The 22,568-nt window shown below is 34.5% G+C and carries 23 protein-coding genes; 5 read left to right on the forward strand and 18 right to left on the reverse strand.

Features of this window, described 5'->3' with window-relative positions; all coding sequences use genetic code 11:
• Positions 1-18: 18 nt before the first annotated feature.
• Positions 19-1,482, reverse strand: a complete 1,464-nt coding sequence (locus BC952_RS11215) for an amidohydrolase family protein (protein ID WP_244200138.1) — start codon at positions 1,480-1,482, stop codon at positions 19-21.
• A gap of 327 nt (positions 1,483-1,809) precedes the next feature.
• Between BC952_RS11215 and BC952_RS11220 the strand changes: the two genes are divergently transcribed.
• On the forward strand, positions 1,810-3,342 hold the full coding sequence (locus BC952_RS11220) for a SulP family inorganic anion transporter (protein WP_121365738.1): 1,533 nt from the start codon (positions 1,810-1,812) through the stop codon (positions 3,340-3,342).
• A 140-nt stretch (positions 3,343-3,482) separates the two neighbouring features.
• Here the strand turns inward: BC952_RS11220 and BC952_RS11225 are convergent, their stop codons facing one another.
• Positions 3,483-4,745, reverse strand: coding sequence for a protoporphyrinogen/coproporphyrinogen oxidase (locus BC952_RS11225; protein ID WP_279629647.1), 1,263 nt, complete (start codon positions 4,743-4,745; stop codon positions 3,483-3,485).
• A 51-nt stretch (positions 4,746-4,796) separates the two neighbouring features.
• Positions 4,797-5,321: a GNAT family N-acetyltransferase gene (locus tag BC952_RS11230; RefSeq protein WP_121365740.1), complete on the reverse strand. Its 525-nt coding sequence runs from the start codon at positions 5,319-5,321 to the stop codon at positions 4,797-4,799.
• A 163-nt stretch (positions 5,322-5,484) separates the two neighbouring features.
• On the opposite strand from BC952_RS11230, the gene yaaA reads away from it, so the two are divergent.
• The gene (yaaA, locus tag BC952_RS11235) at positions 5,485-6,243 is read left to right on the forward strand and encodes a peroxide stress protein YaaA (protein ID WP_121365741.1); all 759 of its coding nucleotides are present in this window, start codon (positions 5,485-5,487) and stop codon (positions 6,241-6,243) included.
• A gap of 28 nt (positions 6,244-6,271) precedes the next feature.
• Here yaaA and BC952_RS11240 read toward each other — a convergent pair whose 3' ends face one another.
• The 4 genes from BC952_RS11240 to BC952_RS11255 form a co-directional block, all read right to left on the reverse strand.
• A complete protein-coding gene (locus BC952_RS11240; protein WP_121365742.1) occupies positions 6,272-7,855 on the reverse strand; it encodes a DHA2 family efflux MFS transporter permease subunit in 1,584 nt (527 codons plus the stop codon).
• A gap of 78 nt (positions 7,856-7,933) precedes the next feature.
• Positions 7,934-9,013, reverse strand: coding sequence for an HlyD family secretion protein (locus tag BC952_RS11245; protein WP_121365743.1), 1,080 nt, complete (start codon positions 9,011-9,013; stop codon positions 7,934-7,936).
• Positions 9,014-9,024: 11 nt separating this feature from the next.
• Positions 9,025-10,353, reverse strand: a complete 1,329-nt coding sequence (locus BC952_RS11250) for a TolC family protein (RefSeq protein WP_121365744.1) — start codon at positions 10,351-10,353, stop codon at positions 9,025-9,027.
• A complete protein-coding gene (locus tag BC952_RS11255; RefSeq protein ID WP_425269360.1) occupies positions 10,343-10,969 on the reverse strand; it encodes a TetR/AcrR family transcriptional regulator in 627 nt (208 codons plus the stop codon). Before BC952_RS11255 ends, BC952_RS11250 begins: the two co-directional genes overlap by 11 nt.
• A 290-nt stretch (positions 10,970-11,259) precedes the next feature.
• Here BC952_RS11255 and BC952_RS11260 point away from each other — a divergent pair, with 290 nt between their 5' ends.
• From BC952_RS11260 to BC952_RS11270, 3 genes are all read left to right on the forward strand, one after another.
• Positions 11,260-11,958, forward strand: a complete 699-nt coding sequence (locus tag BC952_RS11260; RefSeq protein ID WP_341866848.1) for a TetR/AcrR family transcriptional regulator — start codon at positions 11,260-11,262, stop codon at positions 11,956-11,958.
• A gap of 47 nt (positions 11,959-12,005) precedes the next feature.
• A complete protein-coding gene (locus tag BC952_RS11265) occupies positions 12,006-12,638 on the forward strand; it encodes a nitroreductase family protein (RefSeq protein ID WP_121365746.1) in 633 nt (210 codons plus the stop codon).
• 193 nt (positions 12,639-12,831) lie between these two features.
• Positions 12,832-13,389 carry a DUF4494 domain-containing protein gene (locus BC952_RS11270; protein ID WP_121365747.1) on the forward strand — a complete coding sequence of 186 codons (558 nt, stop codon included), beginning with the start codon at positions 12,832-12,834 and terminating at the stop codon, positions 13,387-13,389.
• A 91-nt stretch (positions 13,390-13,480) separates the two neighbouring features.
• Here the strand turns inward: BC952_RS11270 and BC952_RS11275 are convergent, their stop codons facing one another.
• The 11 genes from BC952_RS11275 to BC952_RS11325 all read right to left on the reverse strand — a co-directional run bounded on the left by BC952_RS11275 (position 13,481) and on the right by BC952_RS11325 (position 22,537).
• Positions 13,481-13,996, reverse strand: coding sequence for a GNAT family N-acetyltransferase (locus BC952_RS11275; RefSeq protein WP_121365748.1), 516 nt, complete (start codon positions 13,994-13,996; stop codon positions 13,481-13,483).
• A gap of 221 nt (positions 13,997-14,217) precedes the next feature.
• Positions 14,218-14,775, reverse strand: coding sequence for a hypothetical protein (locus tag BC952_RS11280; RefSeq protein ID WP_121365749.1), 558 nt, complete (start codon positions 14,773-14,775; stop codon positions 14,218-14,220).
• Between the two features lie 235 nt (positions 14,776-15,010).
• Entirely contained in the window at positions 15,011-15,709 is a 699-nt protein-coding gene (locus tag BC952_RS11285; protein ID WP_147405277.1) for a hypothetical protein, read from the reverse strand.
• A gap of 172 nt (positions 15,710-15,881) precedes the next feature.
• Positions 15,882-16,640 (reverse strand): hypothetical protein, encoded by a 759-nt coding sequence (locus tag BC952_RS11290; RefSeq protein WP_121365751.1) that lies wholly within the window; start codon positions 16,638-16,640, stop codon positions 15,882-15,884.
• 234 nt (positions 16,641-16,874) lie between these two features.
• Entirely contained in the window at positions 16,875-17,636 is a 762-nt protein-coding gene (gene trpA, locus BC952_RS11295; protein WP_121365752.1) for a tryptophan synthase subunit alpha, read from the reverse strand.
• A 58-nt stretch (positions 17,637-17,694) separates the two neighbouring features.
• Positions 17,695-18,015, reverse strand: a complete 321-nt coding sequence (locus tag BC952_RS11300) for a gamma-glutamylcyclotransferase family protein (RefSeq protein ID WP_121365753.1) — start codon at positions 18,013-18,015, stop codon at positions 17,695-17,697.
• A gap of 202 nt (positions 18,016-18,217) precedes the next feature.
• On the reverse strand, positions 18,218-19,399 hold the full coding sequence (trpB, locus tag BC952_RS11305; RefSeq protein ID WP_121365754.1) for a tryptophan synthase subunit beta: 1,182 nt from the start codon (positions 19,397-19,399) through the stop codon (positions 18,218-18,220).
• Between the two features lie 12 nt (positions 19,400-19,411).
• Entirely contained in the window at positions 19,412-20,044 is a 633-nt protein-coding gene (locus BC952_RS11310) for a phosphoribosylanthranilate isomerase (protein WP_121365755.1), read from the reverse strand.
• Between the two features lie 2 nt (positions 20,045-20,046).
• Complete coding sequence (gene trpC, locus BC952_RS11315) at positions 20,047-20,826, reverse strand: indole-3-glycerol phosphate synthase TrpC (protein ID WP_121365756.1); 780 nt, start codon at positions 20,824-20,826, stop codon at positions 20,047-20,049.
• A gap of 87 nt (positions 20,827-20,913) precedes the next feature.
• Complete coding sequence (trpD, locus tag BC952_RS11320; RefSeq protein WP_121365757.1) at positions 20,914-21,906, reverse strand: anthranilate phosphoribosyltransferase; 993 nt, start codon at positions 21,904-21,906, stop codon at positions 20,914-20,916.
• Between the two features lie 64 nt (positions 21,907-21,970).
• A complete protein-coding gene (locus BC952_RS11325; protein ID WP_121365758.1) occupies positions 21,971-22,537 on the reverse strand; it encodes an anthranilate synthase component II in 567 nt (188 codons plus the stop codon).
• Positions 22,538-22,568 lie beyond the last annotated feature (31 nt).

Consider the following 22,568-nt stretch of genomic DNA (forward strand, 5'->3'; position numbering starts at 1 on the left):
TTGATTGAAGTTAACTATTTATTTTAAAGGAAAATTCGCTTCGAAAGTTTTGAATCTGGAATCTAAATCTTTTATTAATTGCTTTTTAACGGAAGCTTCTTTTATAAAACTATAATTGATGCTATTGTACACATATTGCTTGATATCGGTATAGGAAACGTCTTTGTATCTCTTGGCTAACAAAACATATTGTTCGGTCATATTCGTTCGTAATATCCCCGCATCATCAGTACTGATTACGATAGGAACACCAAATTGTTTATACAAAGTAAGCGGATGACGGCTTTCCTTTACTTTCAAAATAAACTCGTTACTCACTAAGTTAATCTCTATAGGAATGGTTTTCTTGGCCATATAACGCAATAAATCATACGAATCTTTCTCGTACGCCATATCAACTCCGTGACCGATACGATGAGCTCCTGCAGTATAAACGGCTGCGCCAATATGCCAAGTCAAATCTTCAGGTTGCACTAAACCCAGCGTCAGCTCGCCGGCATGCATCGTATATTTTACATTTGGATAACGAGAATGACAATATTTAAACATCACCATGTGCAACCAATAATCTTTCATCGAAGTTTCGCCATCTTCAGGAGAAACAATGTTAACTCCTGCCATTAAAGGACTTTGATCTGCCGAAATGAATGCAATTACCAGATTTTTGAATAAATCAACAGGTTCCATGAAACGCAAAACAAAATTTTGATAGCGCATCGTAAATTGCTTATCATCAATTTTTAAATCGTTGTGCATTTTTGCTACAAAACTAGTATTGAATGTTTTGGCATAAGATTCAGCATTTTTTTTCAATAAGGAATTGTACACGGAATCCAATGTTTTTAAAATTGCCTTTTCATCTTTTGCCAAAGCTAATTTTCGCAATCTGGAATTAAATTTCGTCAAATCATCCGTGTTCATTATAGTTGGAATCGTAGATAATTGTGTTTCGATGTAACTGACATTTTCTGAAATGGCTCTGTTTTTTAGTTCCAATAAACCTTGTCCAAAATTTCCCTTGATGGCTGGTTCAAACTTCATAAACGATTCAAAAAACAATTTATCCGATGGGTAATCCACATGATTATAGTCTTTTACGGACCATTTTTGCATTATTTTTTGTTTGTAAACGTCTAATGATCCGTTGTTTTTCAAGGTCGAAAATAATTCCCAGTTTCCGGTTGATGGTTTTTCTTTTAAAACATCCATCGTTTCAATATTGAGATAAAAATCTTCCGCAATGGCACGTTGTAATAATGGTTCCGCGTAAATTGAACCGGAAAAGTGGTGGTGTAAATCGCCGCCTTTTGGCATTTGTGAAAAGAAAGCAGTTAATTCAGCTTCATTATTTCTAATCCTTTCAAAATAGTCATTTGTCGATTGTGCGTAACTGACATTGAAAAGAAGAGCGAAGAATAAAGTATGTAGTAATTTCATAGGTTTTTTTAATTGTGTAGATAGTGTTTTGCTTGTTATTTTCATAAAACGGTATTCCATTTTAAAAATATTGATTCAAAGCTTTTTTAAATTTGAATAGAATGATATCGCATTTAAATGCTTTTTTTATGAAAAAAAACGATAATTTTTGCCAAATTTACACAATTTCACTTTCTGTTTGGGGAAACAAGTTAAAATTTTTACTTTTGCAGCTCTAATGAAAAACGTTATCGTATTAATCTCTGAAGGCACTCCGACCTGATTTAGAGTCTTTAAATCGAGGGATTTTCCCCAAAAAAGTTTATCGAATTTTTTTTCGATGCAATTTTGAAATATAAAATTGTACCTGAAGTTTGTTATTATAATTATTTTATGAAAAAAGCATTTAATTTATTTGATTTCTCACAAAAAGTCAATTACAGAATAGAAATCTTAGCGGGATTAACGGTTGCTATGACCATGATTCCAGAATCCCTATCTTTTGCTATAGTAGCGGGTTTTCCTCCGCTGATGGGTTTATACGCTGCATTTATCGCCGGTTTAATAACGGCAGTTTTCGGTGGAAGACCTGGAATGATTTCCGGTGGAGCAGGAGCAACTGTTATTGTTTTAATCGCTTTAATGAACTCAAACGGATTAGAATATGTTCTTGCTGCCGTTGCTTTGGCTGGGATTTTACAAATTTTAGTAGGTATTTTTAAACTTGGGAAATTCATCCGATTGGTGCCGCAACCTGTTATGTTTGGTTTTGTGAATGGTTTAGCGGTTATTATTTTCATGTCGCAGTTGGATCAATTTAAAGCAGTAGTAAACGGGCAAAGTACATGGCTATCGGGAACTCCATTGTTCATTATGGTGGGATTAGTAGCACTGACTATTGGAATTATAGTGTTGCTTCCTAAAGTAACTAAAGCAATTCCGGCATCATTAGTGGCAATTATTGTGGTTTTTGCATTGGTATTTTTCTTTGGAATCGAAACTAAAACCGTTCGCGATATCGCTTCAGTAAGCGGTGGTTTTCCTCCATTTCATATTCCGAATATTCCGATAAATCTGGAAACTTTACAAATTATATTTCCTTATGCTTTAATCATGGCCTCGGTGGGACTCACGGAAGGTTTATTGACTTTGAATTTAGTTGATGAAATCACCGAAACAAAAGGAAATGGAAATCGCGAATGTATTGCGCAAGGAGGTTCGAATATTTTGAATGGCTTTTTCTTCGGGATGGGTGGTTGCCCTATGATTGCGCAAACTTTAGTGAATCTTTCTGCGGGTTCCAGAGCTCGATTGTCCGGAATTGTTGCTGCGCTGACTATACTTATTATTATTTTATTTGGTGCCCCAATAATTGAACAATTGCCTATGGCAGCTTTAGTTGGTGTTATGATTATGGTGGCAATCGGAACTTTTGAATGGGCAAGTTTTAAAATTATTAATAAAATGCCGAAACATGATATTTTTGTTGGAGTTTTGGTTGCATTAATCACTATTGTATTGCATAATTTGGCTTTAGCCGTTTTAATAGGAGTAATTATTTCTGCTTTAGTTTTCGCTTGGGAAAGTGCCAAAAGAATTCGTGCGAAGAAATATATTGATGAAAAAGGGGTGAAGCATTATGAAATCTACGGACCTTTATTTTTTGCTTCCACTACGGCTTTCTCAGAGAAATTTGATGTTTTTAATGATCCGAATGAGGTCATTATTGATTTTAAAGAAAGTAAAATTACCGATATGAGTGCGATTGATGCTGTGAATAAAATTACGGAGCGTTATGTGAAAGTCAATAAAACGGTTCATTTGCGACATTTAAGCACAGATTGCAGAACCTTATTAAAAAATGCCGACACCGTAATTGACGTAAATATTCTCGAAGATCCTACCTATAAAGTGGTGATTAACTAGCCATTTAATTCCAAATTAAAGTAAAAAAAAATGCCATAAATTAAACAAATCCTCGAAAATTATTTCGTGGTGATTGGTGTAATTCGTGGCAAATTAGTTGAATGCTATTGTCAAACAGACTTTTTTTCTAAAATAGCAAACTATATTTTCATCGCTTCAGCAGCCAATCGTCCCGTTTTTAGAGCGGCATTGATAGAACCGTTCAGTAAGTTGTCTCCACAAATAAATAGTGTATCTGAGATCTTTATTTCGGAAGCATCAATCGTATTTCGAACACTTTCCTGCGTTGGCAAAGCATATTCAATGCGATAGGCTTTCAGCATTTTCCATGAATTTACTTTTTCGCCATACCATTGTTTCAATTCTTCTTTCATGTTTTCAGCCAAAGTTGCGTCATCAACAGTTGGGATTCCATTGAAAGAAACGGATATAAGCACTTTTCCTTTTGGTGCATACGCTTTGGAAACATTAGACATCACGGTCAAATTATTCACCCATTTTTTCTTAGTTGAAGCATTTAAAATCACTACTGCTTTTTCAGTTGGTGCTTCATTGGCTTCAAAATAAATATTTGTTACCTGATGCGAAGTCATTTTTTGCTTCGGAAAGAATTTTTGGGTAAGGTTGTTTGCGGTCGTAGCCAAAAGGATTTGGTTGGCCGCCATAACGGTTCCATCTTCAGTAATTACGGTTTTGCCTTCAATAGCAGTGACTTTTGTATTGCATTGAATACTGCCTTCGGGAAGCATGGCAACTAACTGTTTGGGTATTTCTTCCATACCAAATTCAGGAACTGCCACATCTCCATCCGAAAACATTTTCATCACAAAATCGAACATTCTACGCGAAGTTTTCAATTCATTCTCCAAAAAGATTCCCGAAAGGAAAGGCGCATAAAAACGTTGAATCATTTTTGTACTAAAACCGTACTCAGCCAACTGTTTGCTGGTCGTTTGTTCCGGTTGTTCGAAAATTTCGTCAATGGTTAGTTTTTGTAGTCTATTCTTTAACCAGAGCGTATTAATTTTATCTTTTAATGTACCAACGGGAGCAAAAAGAGTAGCAAAGGCTGCCGATGGTCTTCGGAATGGATCTGCGATTTCAAAACTGCCTCCGTCATAAAGAACGGTTGCTCCGGGTAACATTTTCTTTAGTTTTAAATCAGTATAATTGAGTAATGCTTGCGTTTCAGGATATGCTGTCAACAGCACTTGAAAACCTCTGTCTAAAAGAAAGCCTTCATGAGAATCGGTTTTAATTCTTCCGCCCGCACGATCACTAGCTTCCAGAAGGAGTACTTTTCGCCCTTGACGGTGCAAATGAACAGCCGCTGATAATCCCGCCAGTCCTGCTCCCACAATAATTACATCCTGTTTCATAGTTTTTGATAAAATTTGGTACAAAAATAAGTCAATTGCCGTTTTAGAAGTGCCTAAACAAGTGATAATTTAATTTTATTTAGATATTTGAAATCGCATCAATAAATCAGTTTGCTCGTCATTACCCATCATAAAAACGTGTTTGTCAAACACAACAAATCCATTTTTCGTATAAAATCGAAGTGCTCTGTGATTTTCTTCCCAGACACCAAGCCAAATAGAATCAACGCCAGTACTTTTTGCAATTTTACTTACTTCGTCAAGCAAAAGCTGTCCGATGTTTTTTCCGTGAAAATTTTGTAAAACATAAATCCGTTGCACTTCTAAAGCATTTTCGTTGATAGTTTCCGTTTGGGCATCACCAAAGTTTATTTTTAAATATCCAACGACTTCTGTATCTGAATACGCTAGATAAAACTGAGAATTGGCATTGTTTAATTCATCCGTTAACTGTTCGGCATTTAAACTGTCTTTGATGTAATCGGTAATATTTTCAGGAGTATTTACAGCTGCAAAAGTTTCAATGAAAGTTTGGATACTTATCTTTTGAATCGTTTCCAAATCTGATACCGTTGCTTTTCTAATTTCAATCGTGTTCATAATTATTTCGTTGGTGTTTTACAACTCAAAAATAATTAAATTGACGCACAATTTTGATTATCTATCGTACTATTAAACAAATCGATTTAAAGATTCTTGATTTCTTAATATCAATTAGTACTTTTGAAAAAATTAATAAAAAGAACTCGAAAGAGTATTGTGTATGAAAATTGTAATATCGCCAGCCAAGTCTTTAAATTTTGAGAAACAGTTACCCACTCAATTGCACACCGAAACTTTGTTTTTAAAAGAATCGCGACAAGTTCATAAAGTTTTAAAAGAGAAAAAGCCTGCTGATTTATCGGATTTAATGAGCATTTCGGATAAACTGGCTGATTTAAACTGGAAGCGAAATCAAGATTGGAAAACTCCTTTTACGACTTCAAATGCACGTCCAGCAGTATATACTTTTGATGGTGATGTTTACATTGGATTAGATGCCTATTCGATTCCTGAAAAAAAAATAGAAGCTTTACAAGATCGTTTGAGAATTCTTTCCGGTTTGTACGGATTGTTGAAACCGTTAGATTTGATTCAAGCATACCGATTGGAAATGGGAACCAAATTACCCATTGGCGTTAGCAAAAACTTATATGAATTTTGGAAACCTACAATTACTAAAGCATTAAATAGCGAACTCAAAGATGGCGAGTTATTTGTCAATTTAGCGAGTACCGAATATTTTTCGGCAATAGATGCCAAGGGGTTGAAAGTTCCTGTAATAACTCCGGAATTCAAAGATTACAAAAACGGAAAACTAAAAATAATCAGTTTTTTTGCTAAAAAGGCCAGAGGAATGATGGTGCGTTACATCATTGACACCAATGCTCAAACGATAGACGATTTAAAAAGATTTAATTACGACGGCTATCAGTTTGATGCCAATTTATCAGAAGGAAATCATTTGGTTTTTACGCGATAGTTAATGGACACCATCACGTGATTTTTTACTAATGCATGGCATCGGCAGGATTGATTTTGTTTTTTCCTTTTTTGATTAAAAATATGATTGGAATGCAACACAAAAACATAATTCCGAGATACATAAAAATATCCATATACGATAAAACAGCACTTTGTTTCATCACGGAATAGTCAATGACCTGATAGGCTTTTTTCAACGATTCATTTGCTGTAAATCCTTTTGACATAAACCCTTTTTGCAGCATCAAAACCCGCTCTTGTACCTCTATTTTGGTTGTATCTAAATGTGAAACTAAATTTAGCCTGTGTTCCTGACTAAATCGGGTGATAAAGGTTGTGATAATGGCAATACCAAAAGAGCCACCTAATTGTCGCATCATTCCTGTAAAGGCTGCACCTTCACCAATATCTTTTCCTTTTAAAGTAGAAAGGGACAATGTAGTTATCGGTACAAAAAGGAGTCCTAATCCAATTCCTCTTAAAATCAATCCCCAATATAGATGCTCAACACCAGTACTTGGTGTCATACTATTGTGCATGATATAAGTAAAGAAAAAGAAAATCAAAAACCCAAGACCTACCATATAACTTTGGGGAACACCTCTTTGAAGTAATTTTCCAACAATTGGCATCATAAAAGCTGTGGTTATTGAACCTGGAATAAGTAACAACCCCGCATCTGTGGCAGTCCACCCTAAAATTGTTTGTGTGTATATTGGAATGATTAAAGTGGAACCATAGAGTCCAAATCCTAAAATGAAACACATTACTGTTCCAATTCTTAGATTTCCATCTTTTAAAACACCTAAGTTAACGATAGGGTATTTATAGGTTAACTCTCTCCAGATAAACAATACTAAACCAAAAACGGTAATAGTACTTAAAAGTATAATTGTTTTATTATTGAACCAATCGTCTTGCTGACCGTGTTCTAAAACATATTGCAAAGAACCAATAAATGCCGTTAATAGAAAAATCCCCAACCAATCGACTTGATTGGATTTTAACTTTTCGCCATATTTAGGGCTTTTTACAAAGGTCAATGCTAGTACGGTGGCAATAATTCCAAGTGGAATATTGATATAAAAAATATAAGGCCAGGAAAAATTATCAACAAGATAGCCTCCTAATGGCGGACCCAAAGTAGGTCCAACAATGACACCCATTCCGTATATTGCCTGGGCCATACCCCGTTTTGCAACAGGATAACTCTCGGTTATAATGGTTTGTGCTGTCACTAATAGTGCACCACCGCCCAATCCTTGAATAAATCTAAAAGTGACAAGTTCCCAGATATTATCTGCATTTCCACATAAAAAAGAGGCTATCGTAAAAATAATAATGGAAGTAACAAAATAATTACGTCTTCCAAATTGTTGAGAAAGCCAACTTGTCATTGGAATTACAATAACATTTGCAATAGCATAAGCGGTAATTACCCATGCCACATCATTTAGCGTAGCACCCAGACTTCCTCTCATGTTCGTCAGTGCTACATTAACAATTGTGGTATCAACGATTTCGAGCAGGGTACAAAGTATTGCCGTAATCGTTATAAGAACTCGTCTATAGCCATATTCTACTAAATCGTCTTCTCCCGTTTGTACCATTTATACTAAATTGTAAACTATCATTTTCTTAAAAAGTGTTGTCGTTTTTGATATTTTAGAAGCTACCAAAAAATAGATTTATTTTAAATGTACATCTACATCAACATTCATTCCCGGGCGAAGTAATTTTATTTTTTCAGGATCATTTGTCGCGTTTAAACTTATTTTGACAGGCAATCGCTGAATCGTTTTTACAAAGTTTCCAGTTGCATTATCTGGTGGTAACAATGAGAATCGTGATCCTGTTGCAGGAGAAAATGATGTAACAGAACCTTCGAAATCATAACCCGGATAAGCATCTACTTTGATAGTCACTTTTTGCCCAATAACCATTTTGTTTAACTGAGTTTCTTTGAAATTAGCAATTACCCAAGCTTCTTTGTTATTGATAATGTAAAATAACGATTGTCCCGGTTGCACCAATTGTCCCGGCTGAATATCAATTTTTGATACCTGACCGTCAATTGCAGCGGTTACGACGGTATAGGTTAAATTTAATTTTGCCGCATCAAGTAATGCCTGTGCTCTTCTTATATTGGCTGCAGCAACTTCGGTTTGTTTGTCTGAAACTTTTGATTTTGCTACAATAACTGATTTTTGAAAAGCACTGGCTCTCTGTTGTTGTTGCAATACGCGTACTTGGCTTTCTGCTTCCAGTTTTGCTGCTAAAGCTTGCTCGTATTGTTGTTTTGTAATAGAATGGCTTTTGTACAAATTGTCATATCTTTTGTAATCACTTGTTATGCGATCCAATCTAATTTTTGCCGATTCGATATTTCCACCCGCTGATTGCACATTAGCATCAGAAACAGAAATACTGGCTAAAGCACTTCCAATATCAGCTTTGGAAACCTCAAAATTGCCTTCAGCACCAACCATTGCAGCATTGGCTTCTTCAATTTTTAACTGATAATCTCTTTTATCTATAGTAAAAAGGGTATCGCCTTTTTTTACAAAATCATTGTCTTTGATATACACTTTATCTACATATCCCGAAACTCTTGGAATAATTGGATTCATGTTTTTTTCAATTTGGGCATCATCCGTTTCCTCGTGAGATTGAGAATGGATGTATTTATAAGTCCCGTAAGAACCACCTAAAACTACCAAAGCCACTAGGATAATAATAAATTTTGTGTTTGTTTTTTTCTTTTCCATGGTAGGTATGATTAGTTTTTTGAAATAGTGAAGGTTTGGGATAATTGGCCTGTTACAGAGAGTAACTCGTAATATTTTTGGATTGTATTGGCTTTTGCTAAAGCTTTATTGATTTTTGAATTCAGCTGTTCTACATCAGCTTCAAGCAGGTCATTTGTGTCAGAGAGTCCGTTGTCATATTTGTCTTTTACAATTCGGAAATTTTCACTCGCCTGTTCTTGTGCTTCCTCATATACCGTATTTTGTTTCAAAGCTAAGTCATAATCTTCAATGGCTTTATGAACTTGGATTTTAATGTAATCTGTTAATATTGCTTCAGAATTTTGTACCTCTAAAAACTTATTTTCAGCCAGTCTGACCAAAGTTCCGTTTTTTAGAATAGCACTCAAATCATAAGAAATTCCAACTCCGATATTCATCGCATTTTGAACTGTAATCACATTACTTAAGTCTAAAGTTGTATATCCACCAACGATGGCTATAGCAGGATAATAGGATCCTTTTGCAATTTTAATTGATGCCTCACTTGCTTTTCCCTGAAACCGAATCGCTTCTAAGTCCTTCCGATTTTTTAAAGCCGGTAATTCATTAGTTGGAATATTTGTCATTTGGAAATCAGCAAAATCATCTTCCCGAATTTCCAGTTTAGTATCTGGACTTAATTTTAAAAGTGTAACCAAATAAAAGTTGATTATTTTTAAATTATTATTAGTTTCGTCTAATGATAATTGTATTTTTGAAGCTTGCAGTTTAGATTTCAGTAAATCATTTCTAGGTATAATCCCATTTTTTTCGAGTTCTACAAAATCCTTTACACGCTGCTTAGCGCTCTTTTGATTTTCTTTCAGCAGTTCAATTGTTTTTTGCGCTTTGTATAAACTTGCATAATATTCAATCACGCGCAGCGCTATTTCTTCTTTGGTTTGCGAAGCGGTAGCCATTTCAGCCTGATATAAATTTTGCTGCGCTTTAATACTATTTTGAATTTTGAATCCAGAGAAAACAGGGACGCTGGCATTCAATTGACCAACCATTAATTGATTGACAATGGGCAGCGTTTGGGCATTGCTATTATTTTGGTTTAATTTGAAATCTACTGATGCATTTGCCAATCTTTGGTACTGACCTGAAAGTTTCAAATCAGGGTATTGGTTGTTTTTTGTGGATTGCAATTCGTACTTTTTGGTTTTTACTTTCGTGTTGGCCAGTGTAACTTCATTGCTTTTGGTCCAAGCCAAATTAATGGCTTCGTTCAATGTTAAACTTGTTTTTTCTTGTGCTTCTACTGATGAAATTCCAATAAAGAAAATCCCAAAGAGCATGAATTGACTAACTTTCATATATCAGAAGTGCTTTTATAGTTTGTTGAATGTGCTTTGTCAAATTTGTTTTGATGTAATTATTATACAAATCTTCGGTTTTTAGGTTTAGTAAATTTTCGAAGAAAGGTTTATTCATGTGAAAATGAAAGAAAGTCCCTAGAATAGTGGGTGTGATAAGTGGAATAATAACGTCTTTTCTAAAAATACCTTTTTTCTGGCCTTCTTCAATTATACTTTCAAGGGATTTTAAATTTCCTTTTTTTAATTCAGAGAACGCCTGAAGATTTTGTTCTCTCTTTTTAGAAGTAAATTCGAAGTGTAAGATTCTGTAAATTCCTCTATTACTATTGATTCTGTTGATGTACAGTTCAATTAGTTTATTGATTTTGTCAATTGGTTCCAGTTCTTCCTGAACTATATTTTCCAATTGATTTTTGAGATCTGAAGTTCTGTAAACAATAAGCGATTCTAGTAACCGCTCTTTCGAACCAAAGTAGTACGAAACCATGGCAATATTAATCTTAGCCAATTTTGCGATGTTTCGAATCGAAGTTCCATCAAATCCTTTTTCTGCAAAAAGAATTTCTGCAACTTCTAGAATTTGTATTTGTTTGTCGTTAAAATTACTTTTCAATGGAATTTAATTTTGGAAAACAAAACTAAACAAGCGTTTAATTTAAACAAGTGTTTAGTTTTTATTTAACTTTTTTTTAACAAAATTTAGATTTTCTTTATTCTAATTTTTGGAAATTAATATGATGTTTTTTTATTTAAAAGGATAATTTAAATCTAGACAGAGCTTTGTTTAAATGCTTACTAACCTTTACATTTTCTTTGTCTAAAACTAAAAGTAATATGTATAAATATTTTTCAAATACTGCATAACTCTTTAAATATTAAACAAATCATAATTAATTATAATTTATGAACGTTCATTCTTTTTTATGGTATCTTTGCCTTTTCAATGTGATTTTAGTACAAATGTATTTTGAGCATTTTTTGAATGAGTACTTATTTATTGGAAAAATAAAAATAATAGCAAACATGGCGCAACTTCAAAAAAGTATTGATAAACGGATTGCTCTCTTGAAAGCTACTTTGACTTTAGTGAACAATGGAGGGATTCAAGGGGCTTCAATGGCTAAAATTGCTAAAATTGCAGCTGTTTCTCCCGCCACGATATATTTGTTTTTTCAAAGTAAACAAGATTTAGTCAGTCAATTGTATCTCACGGTAAAATCATCTTTCGCTGAAGCGGCTTTTTCAGATTATGATCTTCAGGAATCGGTGGAGATAAGATTTAAAAAAATTTGGTTCAATATGGCGAATTATAAATTGACCCATCAAGAAGAAGCTTCTTTTTTATCGCAATGTGATAATACACCTATAATAGAAGAAAAAACAAGGCAAGATGGACTGCAATTCCTGACACCGCTTTTTGATTTATGGATGAAAGGAAAAGAAGAGGGTATTCTGAAGGATATTTCACCTTATCTGATGTATGCTTATTCGATATATCCTATGGCTTTTTTGATGAACATGAAAAATAGGGGACTGTGTCCTTTGGATGAAAAAACATTGGAAGAAAGTTTTCAAGCTACATGGGATAGTATAAAAGTGTAAAATTTTTTAACATTAAAAAAAAAACAATAATAAATAAATAGAGTAAAATGGAATTATTAGATAAATTGAAATGGCGCTATGCTGCCAAAGCGATGAACGGAGAAAAAGTAGCTCAAGAAAAAATTGATATTATTCTAGAAGCAGCAATTCTTGCACCTACATCAAGTGGATTGCAACCTTTTGAAATAATGGTGGTCACCAATCAAGAAATTAAAGAAAAAATCAGAGCAATCGGTTGGAATCAATCCGTGATTACAGATTGTTCCCATTTATTAGTATTTGCCGCTTGGGATACGTATACAGCGGATCGTATCAATAAAGTATTTGATCATACCAATGATATCAGAGGTTTTAAAAATGAAGGTTTTGAAAATTACCGTCAGATGTTGTTGAATACGTATCCACAAAAAGATGCCGAAGTTAATTTTCAGCACGCAGCAAGACAGGCTTATATTGCTTTTTCAATGGCTATAGTAGCTGCCGCTTTCGAAGGTGTAGACAGCACACCAATTGAAGGTTTTGAGCCAGATGCTTTAGACGAAATTTTGAACCTAAGAGCTAAAGGTCTTAGAAGTTGTGTAATCCTTCCTTTAGGCTACAGAGATACTGAAAATGACTGGTTAGCAAGCTTAGCTAAAGTCAGAAAAAGCAAAGAGGATTTGGTTACACTTATTGACTAATACTCAGTATTGAAATATTTTTTAAAAACAGCCTTTGCTTATTGTAAAGGCTGTTTTTTATTTGAGGAATTAATTCTTTTAATTGAAATAAAAATCTATTCCATCTGCTGCCTAAAATTGTGAATATCTATTTTAGTAATGCTGTTGTTTTTTTTCTTTTAAATCTATCTTTGACATCCTTAAAAAAAAAGAAATGAGCACAACTTGGTACGAATGCAAAGTAAAATATAGAAAAACAGACGAAACTGGCGGACAGAAGATTACAACGGAACCGTACCTGGTAGACGCGTTATCTTACACGGAAGCTGAAAGTAGAATCAATGAAGAAATGTCAGCGTATATCAGTGAAGAATTTAAAATCACGAATATAAAAGTGGCTAATTATGCTGAAATCCATCCTTTTGAAAATGCGGATCGTTGGTTCAGATCTAAAGTATCTTTATTGGCCTATGACGAAGAAAGCGGTAAAGAACGCAAAACTAATATGTATTTATTAGTACAAGCTAATGACGTAAAAGAGGCTTACGATAATACCATTAGCGTGATGAAAGGTACTATGGGCGACTACACCGTTCCTGCAATTTCAGAATCACCTATCATGGATGTTTTTCCTTATTTCAGTGGGGAAGAAGGTGAATTGGAACAATTAGAAAGATTTAATGCGCTCAAAGCATCAAAACCGGAAGTAGCTGTAGAAATCGAGGATCACATGGAATTTGAAACTGCTCCTGAAGAAGAAGCTGTAGTTTAAGATTGTTAAAAAAAACTCACCGCAAATTGGCAAATTATAGAAACAGTTGTCAGCTGTTTTTATTTGCGAATTTGCGGTTTTTTAATTTCAATCAGTCTTGTTTGTGTAATACTTTCTCGTATGCTTTTCTTGGGCTTCCTCTAAAAAAAACTTCGCCACAATAAATATAGCCTAAGGTTTCAAAAATTTTCATCATAGCGGGATTGTCAAAATTAGTGTCTGCTTTTACACTGAAAATGTTGTTGCTTAACGCAAAATCTTCTATGTTTTTTAGCATCAGTTTTGCCAGTCCTTTGCCCAAATATTTTTCAGAAATGGCTACGCGGTGCATGACAACAAAATCATCGTTCGTTAACCAGTTTCCTTCAATTGTAGCATAAGCAGGTTCATCATTGATTAATACCGCACTGTAACCGATGATAGTTTCTCCGTCTGCCAAAACAAATCCTTCTCCTTTTTCAATGTCTTTTTGTATGACTTCAGGATTTGGATAACCGTCTTGCCATTGGGTACTGCCATCTTTTTTTCTGCGTTGTATGGCTTGTTGTAAAATTTCCCATATCGAATCTATTTCAGATAGTTCCGCTGTTCTAAAGTGATAATTCATTATTGTAATTTGAGTTTTCAGTTAATGCGTGCGCTTTAAAAGTACAAAACAAACTTTGAATTTTGGACAACCTGTATTATATAATGTAGAAGAATATGTTGTAAAATGGAAGTGTTTATTGTCATTGCTCCTCAAATTCAGAGACATTCGCGCAGCATTTATAAGAAACTTATTTTTTTTAGAAAAATACTTTCTGGAGCTTGGTATTTGTTGCCTCGCTATCAAAATTGTTCTACATTTTTTCCGCCAATATTGTGTTTCATTTTCTTCCCCATAGTACTCGTTACATAGCCAGTAACGCCTTCTTCTTTTCGTTGACCTTTTGATAAGTAATCAATGTTTATGGAACAGTCACCAGTTATTTCAACCCAAACTGTTTCACTTTCTCCACTTTCTAATTTGTCAATATGTCCGCCTCCACAACCACTTATGTTTATGTTTGTTAAAGTTGTCTGAGTCGAGTTTATAAAAGTAATTCTCATTGTGTTGAGCAGAATAACAGTAACCCAACAATACAACAGCATTACAGGAATATTTACCAACATAACTCCGCAAGTCTTGAGTAATTTTTTTCTATTTTCTTTATCCTTGTAAGCTTTGACTAAAATGAGGATTAATATTCCGATATTTATTAATGCTGTCAAAGAAATAAAACCTACACCAAGCCGTAGTAAATCAAAAGAAGATGTCAAAAAGTAAAGTCCGAAAATAATTGTCCCAAGCACAAATGAAATTAATGCTGTTTGTCGTCCGAGTTTTATGTGTCTTTCTGTTGTCATACGTTTGGTTCTATCGTTTTGATAATAGGCTTTGTAACTGATTTTTTTAAATTTAAGTTGATGAAAGTCAGAGATTTTTGGCGTTTTAGTTTTTCTATCTAGTTAAGGAAATTGCGTAAAGTCAGAGACATTTGCGCAGCATTAACGAGAAATTTATTTTTTTAGAAGAACACTTTGCGGAGCGGGGTAAGTACAATCCAAAGCAATTGATCATATTCGTTGTTAAAAAACGTTTTTATTTATTCCGAGTATAATCACATTCCTCATCAATAATTATTGTTTTATTTATTTTTCGATAACCTATGGTTTTTTCTCGAATAAATAATTTTCCATAGTAATCAACAAGATGTCTTTCCTTAAAAATACCATTCGGAATGTTTTTTTTACTTTTCCATTCTTCATAAGCAGTTGAAAAGTAAAGAAGAGGTAAGTGGAACTTAGTATTGTTGTCAATAATATAAAATTCTGTTCCGAGTTTTTTCTTTTTTTCTCTTCGTGGTATTGTAGAGGTTAATTTATATCTACTGTATTCAGTTTCATCAATTATGGTGTCATTCAAATTAAAAAAGTCATATTCCTCAATGCGGACTTTATATGGATTATTATAATTGCTCACATAATAGCAATTGACATTAATGAATTCGGCTTTTTCCAAGTCGCTTTTTTTAAAGTTGACATTAAATGACAATCCATTTTCATCTTTAAAATGCATCTTATAATTCGTACTATCTAGGCTTGTAACCAACGCTACATAGTTATTTTTTTTAGAGTTTGTTAAGTAAAAGCCTGAAATGGTATTCTCACTTTTAGAATTTTTGTAATAAGTTTGTTTAAATTCAATTAGGTAATCAAATTCATATTTTTTTTGAGAAAATAAAAATGATGTTGATATTGTCAAAAGTAATGTTAGAAGCTGTTTCATTGGTGGATTCAAGTTTCTATCGCAATTTTCTGCTTTAGAGTTTTATGTTATTTTTCAAATTCAGCGTCCCGCCGCTTCACGCAGTTGCGAAGTTTGGAACTGATTCTTTTCTTTTAAAGATAGAACTTCTTGCGGAAAATAAACGTGAATTTACCACAAAATTCGCAATTGCGCCAAACGTTTATTATGTGCTGCGTTTTATTCTTTTCAGTAGTTTCTTTTCTGTATTATGTATTAAATATTCATTTGTTTCTTTGTCAAAAGTTAGAACTAACATATTGTTTTGGTCAACAAAATCGATTATATAATTTCCACTTTTTAATGTTTCGTTAAAACTAAATATAACTTTTTTATGAATTAGTTCATCTTTAGGATGATTCGATAATTCAGATGCTATGTAATTCTCATATAATTTCTCAATATTTTCAACGTTGTATTTCGTCAGATTTATAGGTAATTTTAGAATTTGTTTACAATCGGAGCTTAAGCTTAGATAAATTTTATTTTTCTTTCCATTTGGTTTAAGATTGACTTTTTCAATTGTAAAAGCTAAAATCCCTGGATTTGGATTCATAAATTCAAAATCTACATTAGATTTATTTCTAACTCTTTTTATTATTTCCTTTGTCGCTGGTAAAAGTTGATTTATAGAATCTGATAAAATTAGATTTTCATTTGTTCCAAAGTCAATTCTTGCGACAATTTTTTTTGTATCGCATAAAGTTTTGCCACCAAAACTGAAATGAAATTCAGTTATATAATTTTTTTCAGTTTCGGCTGTTTTTATACCGTAGATAAAGTCTATTTCAGATTCGTTTTCATACCACGTTGGGCCAATTTTTAGTTTAATTTTATTTTTGCTAGAACTTTTTTTTGCGTCATTAATTTTGTTTGCACATGACGTTAATAACGTGAAAATTAAAAAGATAAGAGTTTTTTTCATTTGGTTTTCTATTTCGTTCTACCTAACGTAGCACATATCTAGTATATAAGTCTGGCAACATCAGACCTAACGCCCCAAATTTGGGTGGCTTTGTCTGACAAAAGTCATCTTTTTTCTTTCGCTAATATATGAAAATAACCTTACAAATAATTTGAGTTTTATAAAGTATAAACAAAAAAAAACAGCGTTTAAAATCTATTTAAACGCCGTTTGAAAAAATAAAATGAAAGTAATTTAGCGAACTGCTTTTACAAATTCCTCAATTTTTCCGATTCCGTTTTCGGTTAAATGCTGGATGAAGGCACTTCCTATAATCGCACCTTTGGCAAATTGTGTGGATTGGTTAAAAGTTTCCTTGTTGTTAATTCCAAAACCAATTACCTGAGGATTTTTTAGATTCATTTCGGCAATGCGTTTGAAATAGTCTTCTTGAGTGCTTCCAAAACCAGTTTGCGATCCCGTAACACTCGCCGAACTTACCATATAGATAAATCCATCGGATACGCTGTCTATAAAGTGGATGCGTTCAACGGATGTTTGTGGCGTAATCAAGAATATATTTTTCAATCCGTATTTTTCGAAAGTGGCTTTGTATTCATCGGCATACACATCAACGGGAAGATCAGGAATAATTAATCCATCGATTCCAATCTCTGCACATTTCTGGCAGAAATTCTCAATTCCGTATTGCAACATCGGGTTAAAATAACCCATAATTACCAAAGGAATAGCAACCGTTTTACGAATATCCTTTAGTTGGTCAAACAACACTTGTGTCGTCATTCCGTTGTGTAAGGCTTGTGTGGAACTGGCTTGAATCGTTGGTCCATCGGCCAATGGATCGCTAAACGGCAATCCGATTTCAATCATGTCCACACCATTTTTTTCTAAATCCTGAATAATTTGTACGGTGTCGTTGAGGTTAGGATATCCCGCCGAGAAATAAATGGAAAGTATCTTTTTAGTCTCTTGTAATTTTTGATTTATTCTGTTCATTGTTGTATTTTTTATTCCATTTTCAAGGTTTTTTGCCTTGGAGTTTTAATTTAAAAGTTTAAATAGCGGCACTATATGCCCAAGCTTTTTGGTCGGATTGCAACTGTACTTCAACACGTCTGTAATGGAGTCCTTCGTACAGATCTGTTTGGCGAAGTTCTTGTTGCGAAACAGAATACACCATTCCATTGATAGTATCTTCCGGTTTTTGGGTTTCGGTAATAATGGGATAATGCACTATTCCAAATTCTTCTTCAATTTGGATTTCTTTAACGATGTAACCAATCAATGTTTCAGCGGTTCCGTCAAGAATACGTCCAAAAAGATCTTTTTGAATATCCTCATTTTGTAAACTTCCGTAAGCGAATAATTTTTCCATAGTTTCTATTTTGAAAATGTGAACTGAACTTCATTTTGTGTTGTCGACTTTGCGTTAAGGATTACAGTGAAAATCCTTTTTTATCTCGTTTTTTAACGAGATAAAAAAGATTGTAACGGAAAGCCTGACCTCGCTATAACGCTAGTGAAAGCGAGGGAACGCCCAGAAATATCCCGACACTTCAGGACGGGATAAACCCAACTTATAATTTAAAATAATCGATATAAGTATTCAAATCTTTATCGCCGCGACCGGAAAGATTGATGACTACCACGTCTTCCGGTTTGAATTTCATTTCGTCCAAAACGGCAAAGGCATGCGCACTTTCAATGGCAGGAATTAGTCCTTCCATTTGAGATAATTTGATTCCCCATTGCATCGCTTGATCATCAGTAATGGAGATGAATTGCGCTCTTCCGGTGGTGAATAAATTGGCGTGCATAGGACCAACTCCCGGATAATCCAGTCCTGCTGAAATGGAATACGGCTCAGTGATTTGGCCATCCGTTGTTTGCATCAACAATGTTTTACTACCGTGAATAACACCCACTTTTCCTAAGGCAGAAGTTGCGGCACTTTCGCCGGAATCAACTCCCAAACCTGCTGCTTCGACGGCGATAATATTCACATCCTCATTGTCCAGAAAATGATAGTACGTTCCGGCAGCATTGCTTCCGCCACCTACGCAGGCAATCACATAATCAGGGTTTTCACGACCTTCTTTTTCCAATAATTGTTCTTTAATTTCCTTAGAAATAACACTTTGAAAACGCGCCACCATATCCGGATAAGGATGCGGTCCTACGACAGATCCAATGATATAATAGGTGTCAACGGGATTGTTAATCCAATCGCGAATGGCTTCGTTAGTGGCGTCTTTTAAGGTTTTTGAACCTGACATTGCCGGACGAACTTCGGCACCCAACATTTTCATTCGAGCCACATTTGGCGCCTGACGTTTGATGTCGACTTCACCCATGTACACGATGCATTCCAGTCCCATTAACGCACAAACTGTAGCTGTTGCTACGCCATGTTGACCGGCACCGGTTTCAGCAATGATTCGTTTTTTGCCCAAACGTTTGGCTAACAAAATTTGCCCAATCGTGTTGTTCACCTTGTGCGCGCCAGTGTGACATAAATCTTCTCTCTTCAGGTAGATTTTAGTGTTGTATTGCTCTGATAATCGCTTGGCAAAATAAAGCGGTGTAGGACGACCTACATATTCTTTTAGCAAAGCGTCAAATTCAGCCTGAAATTCTGGTTCAGCCGTAATTTTTAAATAATTTTGACGTAATTCTTCCACATTTGGATATAACATTTCAGGAATGAAGGCGCCTCCAAATTCTCCGTAATAGCCTTTTTCGTTGACGTTGTAACTCATTTTGTTTAAAGTTTATAAGTTTAAAGTTTCCAAGTTATCCTTGAAACTATTTAATTTTTCTGTGTTTTTTAATCCCGGTTCTATTTCAAATTTACTGTTTACATCAATGGCATACAGCGGTAAATTGGTTTTTGCTATTTCTTTTACTGCTTCTATTTCGTCTATTCCGATTCCGCCGCTCAGAAAAAACGGTTTGCTAGAAGGATACATTTCTAATACTTTCCAGTCAAACGTGGTTCCGTTGCCGCCTGGTAATTTTCCTTTGGTATCAAAAAGGAAATAGTCACAAACGGTTTCAAACGGTTTTAATACCTCAAAATCAAAAGAATCATCTACCGAGAATACTTTTATAACTTCAATTGTATTATCTATTTTATTTTTTAAATCCTGACAAAACTCAACCGATTCCTGTCCGTGTAATTGAATAGCTTGTAAATCGTATTTTTGGACTTTCGCCAAAATTACTTCTCCAGTTTCATTGACAAAAACGCCTACTTTCTTGATTGATTTAGGTAATTGTGGAATCACACCGTCAAAATAGCGTGCCGATTTCTCCCAGAATATAATTCCCATATAATCGGGTAGGAGCGTGCCCACTTCGAGTATATTATCGGGATATTTCATGCCACAGATTTTGAGTTTCATGTTTATAGTTTTGATATAAATTCCGCTGCTGCTTTACCGGCATTATCCGTTTTCATAAAGTTTTCTCCAATTAAAAATCCTTTGTAACCAAAAGGTTTTAGTTCGTTGATGGCTTCAATAGATGAAATCCCGCTTTCAGAAACTTTTACAAAATCATCTGGGATTTGCGCTGCCAATTGCTTGCTGAAATCCAAACTTACTTCAAATGTTTTTAGGTTTCTATTGTTAACACCAATCATGTCCAATGTTGGCATTATCGATTTTTCCAGTTCTTCCTGATTGTGCACTTCCAGTAAAACTTCTAACCCTAAATTTTTAGAAAATTCCGATAAGGATTTGATTTCCTCTCTTGTCAAAACCGCTGCGATAAGCAAAATTAAATCGGCTCCGTGGGCTTTTGCTTCTAATATTTGGTATTCATCTACAATGAATTCTTTTCTCAATAATGGAATGTTTACAGTGGCTCTTGCCAAAAGCAAGTCGTCTAATGAACCACCAAAATATTTTCCATCTGTCAATACCGAAATACCGCAAGCACCAGCTGTTTCATATCCTTTGGTAACTTCTTCCACCGTAAAGTTGTAATTGATTTCGGCTTTGGAAGGCGAACGGCGTTTGTGCTCCGCAATAATTCCTGATGTGCTGTTTCTTAAATTATCGCTCAAAGAAATAGTCTTTTTTTCGAAGAAAACTGAAGCTTCCAATTGTGAAACAGGAATAATGGATTTCTTGAGGATGACTTCTCTTTTTTTGTCAACTATGATTTTATCTAAAATATTCATTTATTTTTTTTTTTCAAGTTTTCTTTGTTTCAAGTTTAAAGTTGTTCGAAATTCCAACAACTTTAAACCTTGAACTTCAAACTATTTTTATTTGCTTAACTCTTTTAATTTTTTCAAAGCTACAAGTCCTTTACCGGAAAATAAACTTTCTTTCGCTATTTGAAATCCTTCTAAAGGAGAACATTTTTTAACGGTTGCAATTGCCATTGCCGCATTGGCACAAACCACATTATTTTGGGCTTCGGTTCCTTTTCCCGAAATAATATCGGTAAACATTTGTGCAGATTCTTCGATGGTGGTCCCGCCTTCAATTTCGCTTTGCAATAAAAGTCGAACACCAAAATCTTCTGGATTTAGCATTCCTTCCATGGAACTCGTAATCGTTTTTGTAGGTCCTGTCAATGAAACTTCATCATAACCGTCAAGCGAATGAAGGATGGTGAAATTAGTATTCGTATTTTGGTACAAATAGGCATACATTCTGGCTAGTTCTAAATTGAAAACCCCGACCAACTGATTTTTTGGAAACGAAGGGTTTACCATTGGTCCCAACATATTGAAAAATGTTTTTACAGCCAATTCTTTTCGAATTGGTCCTACGTTTTTCATAGCAGGGTGAAAAAGAGGAGCATGTAAAACACAAATCCCTGCTTTGTCGATACATCTCTCCAAGAAATCAGCATCATTACTAAACTTGATTCCCATTTTTTCCATCACGTTACTCGAACCCGAAATAGAGGAAACTCCGTAATTTCCGTGTTTCGCTACTTTTATTCCTGCTCCGGCAGCTACAAATGAAGCCAAGGTTGAAATATTGAAAGTATCTTTTCCATCACCGCCGGTTCCACACAAATCGATGGTATTGTAAGCGGATAAATCCACACGAATGCACAATTCTAACAACGCTTCACGAAAACCTGCAAGCTCATCAATGCTAATGCTACGCATCATGTAAACGGTAAGAAAAGAGGCAATTTGGCTGGTGTTGTAACTTCCGTTCGATATATTAACCAATACGTTTTTTGCCTCTTCTTTCGAAAGCATTTCGTGATTGATTAATCTGTTTAATATATTTTTCATTTTTTTTAAATGGTCCTAAGTTTCAAAGCTACTGAGAAACTAAGTTTTTACTATTTACTGAATACTAACTCTTCACCCAGTTTTCTAATATCTTTTTCCCGTTTGGAGTTAACACACTTTCTGGATGAAATTGTACACCGCGCACATCGTACGTTTTGTGGCGTAAGGACATAACTTGTCCGTTTTCGTCAAATGAAGTTGCTTCAAGAACATCAGGTAAATTAGCATCTACTACCCAAGAGTGATAACGACCCACTTCAAATTCATTTCCTAATCCTTCAAATAAAAGTTCATCATCGACTACTGTTTTTACATTGGTAGCCACACCGTGATACACTTTGTCTAAATTGGAAAGCGTTCCTCCGTAAACTTCACCAATCGCTTGCTGTCCTAAGCACACACCGAAAATGCTTTTGGTTGCACCGTATTTCCGAATCACGTCTTTCAATAATCCTGCTTCATCCGGGATTCCAGGTCCAGGAGAAAGAAGAATTTTATCGAAAACGGCAATTTCATCAATATCAAATTCATCGTTTCTGTAAACGATTACTTCACAATCTAAATCTTCGAGATAGTGCACCAAATTATAAGTGAAACTATCGTAATTGTCTATAACTAGTATTTTTTTCATTTTTTTATCTTTCGTCTTGTCTCTTTCGTCT

Origin of the sequence: Flavobacterium limicola (genome assembly GCF_003634755.1) — a bacterium.
GTDB classification, from domain to species: Bacteria; Bacteroidota; Bacteroidia; order Flavobacteriales; family Flavobacteriaceae; genus Flavobacterium; species Flavobacterium limicola.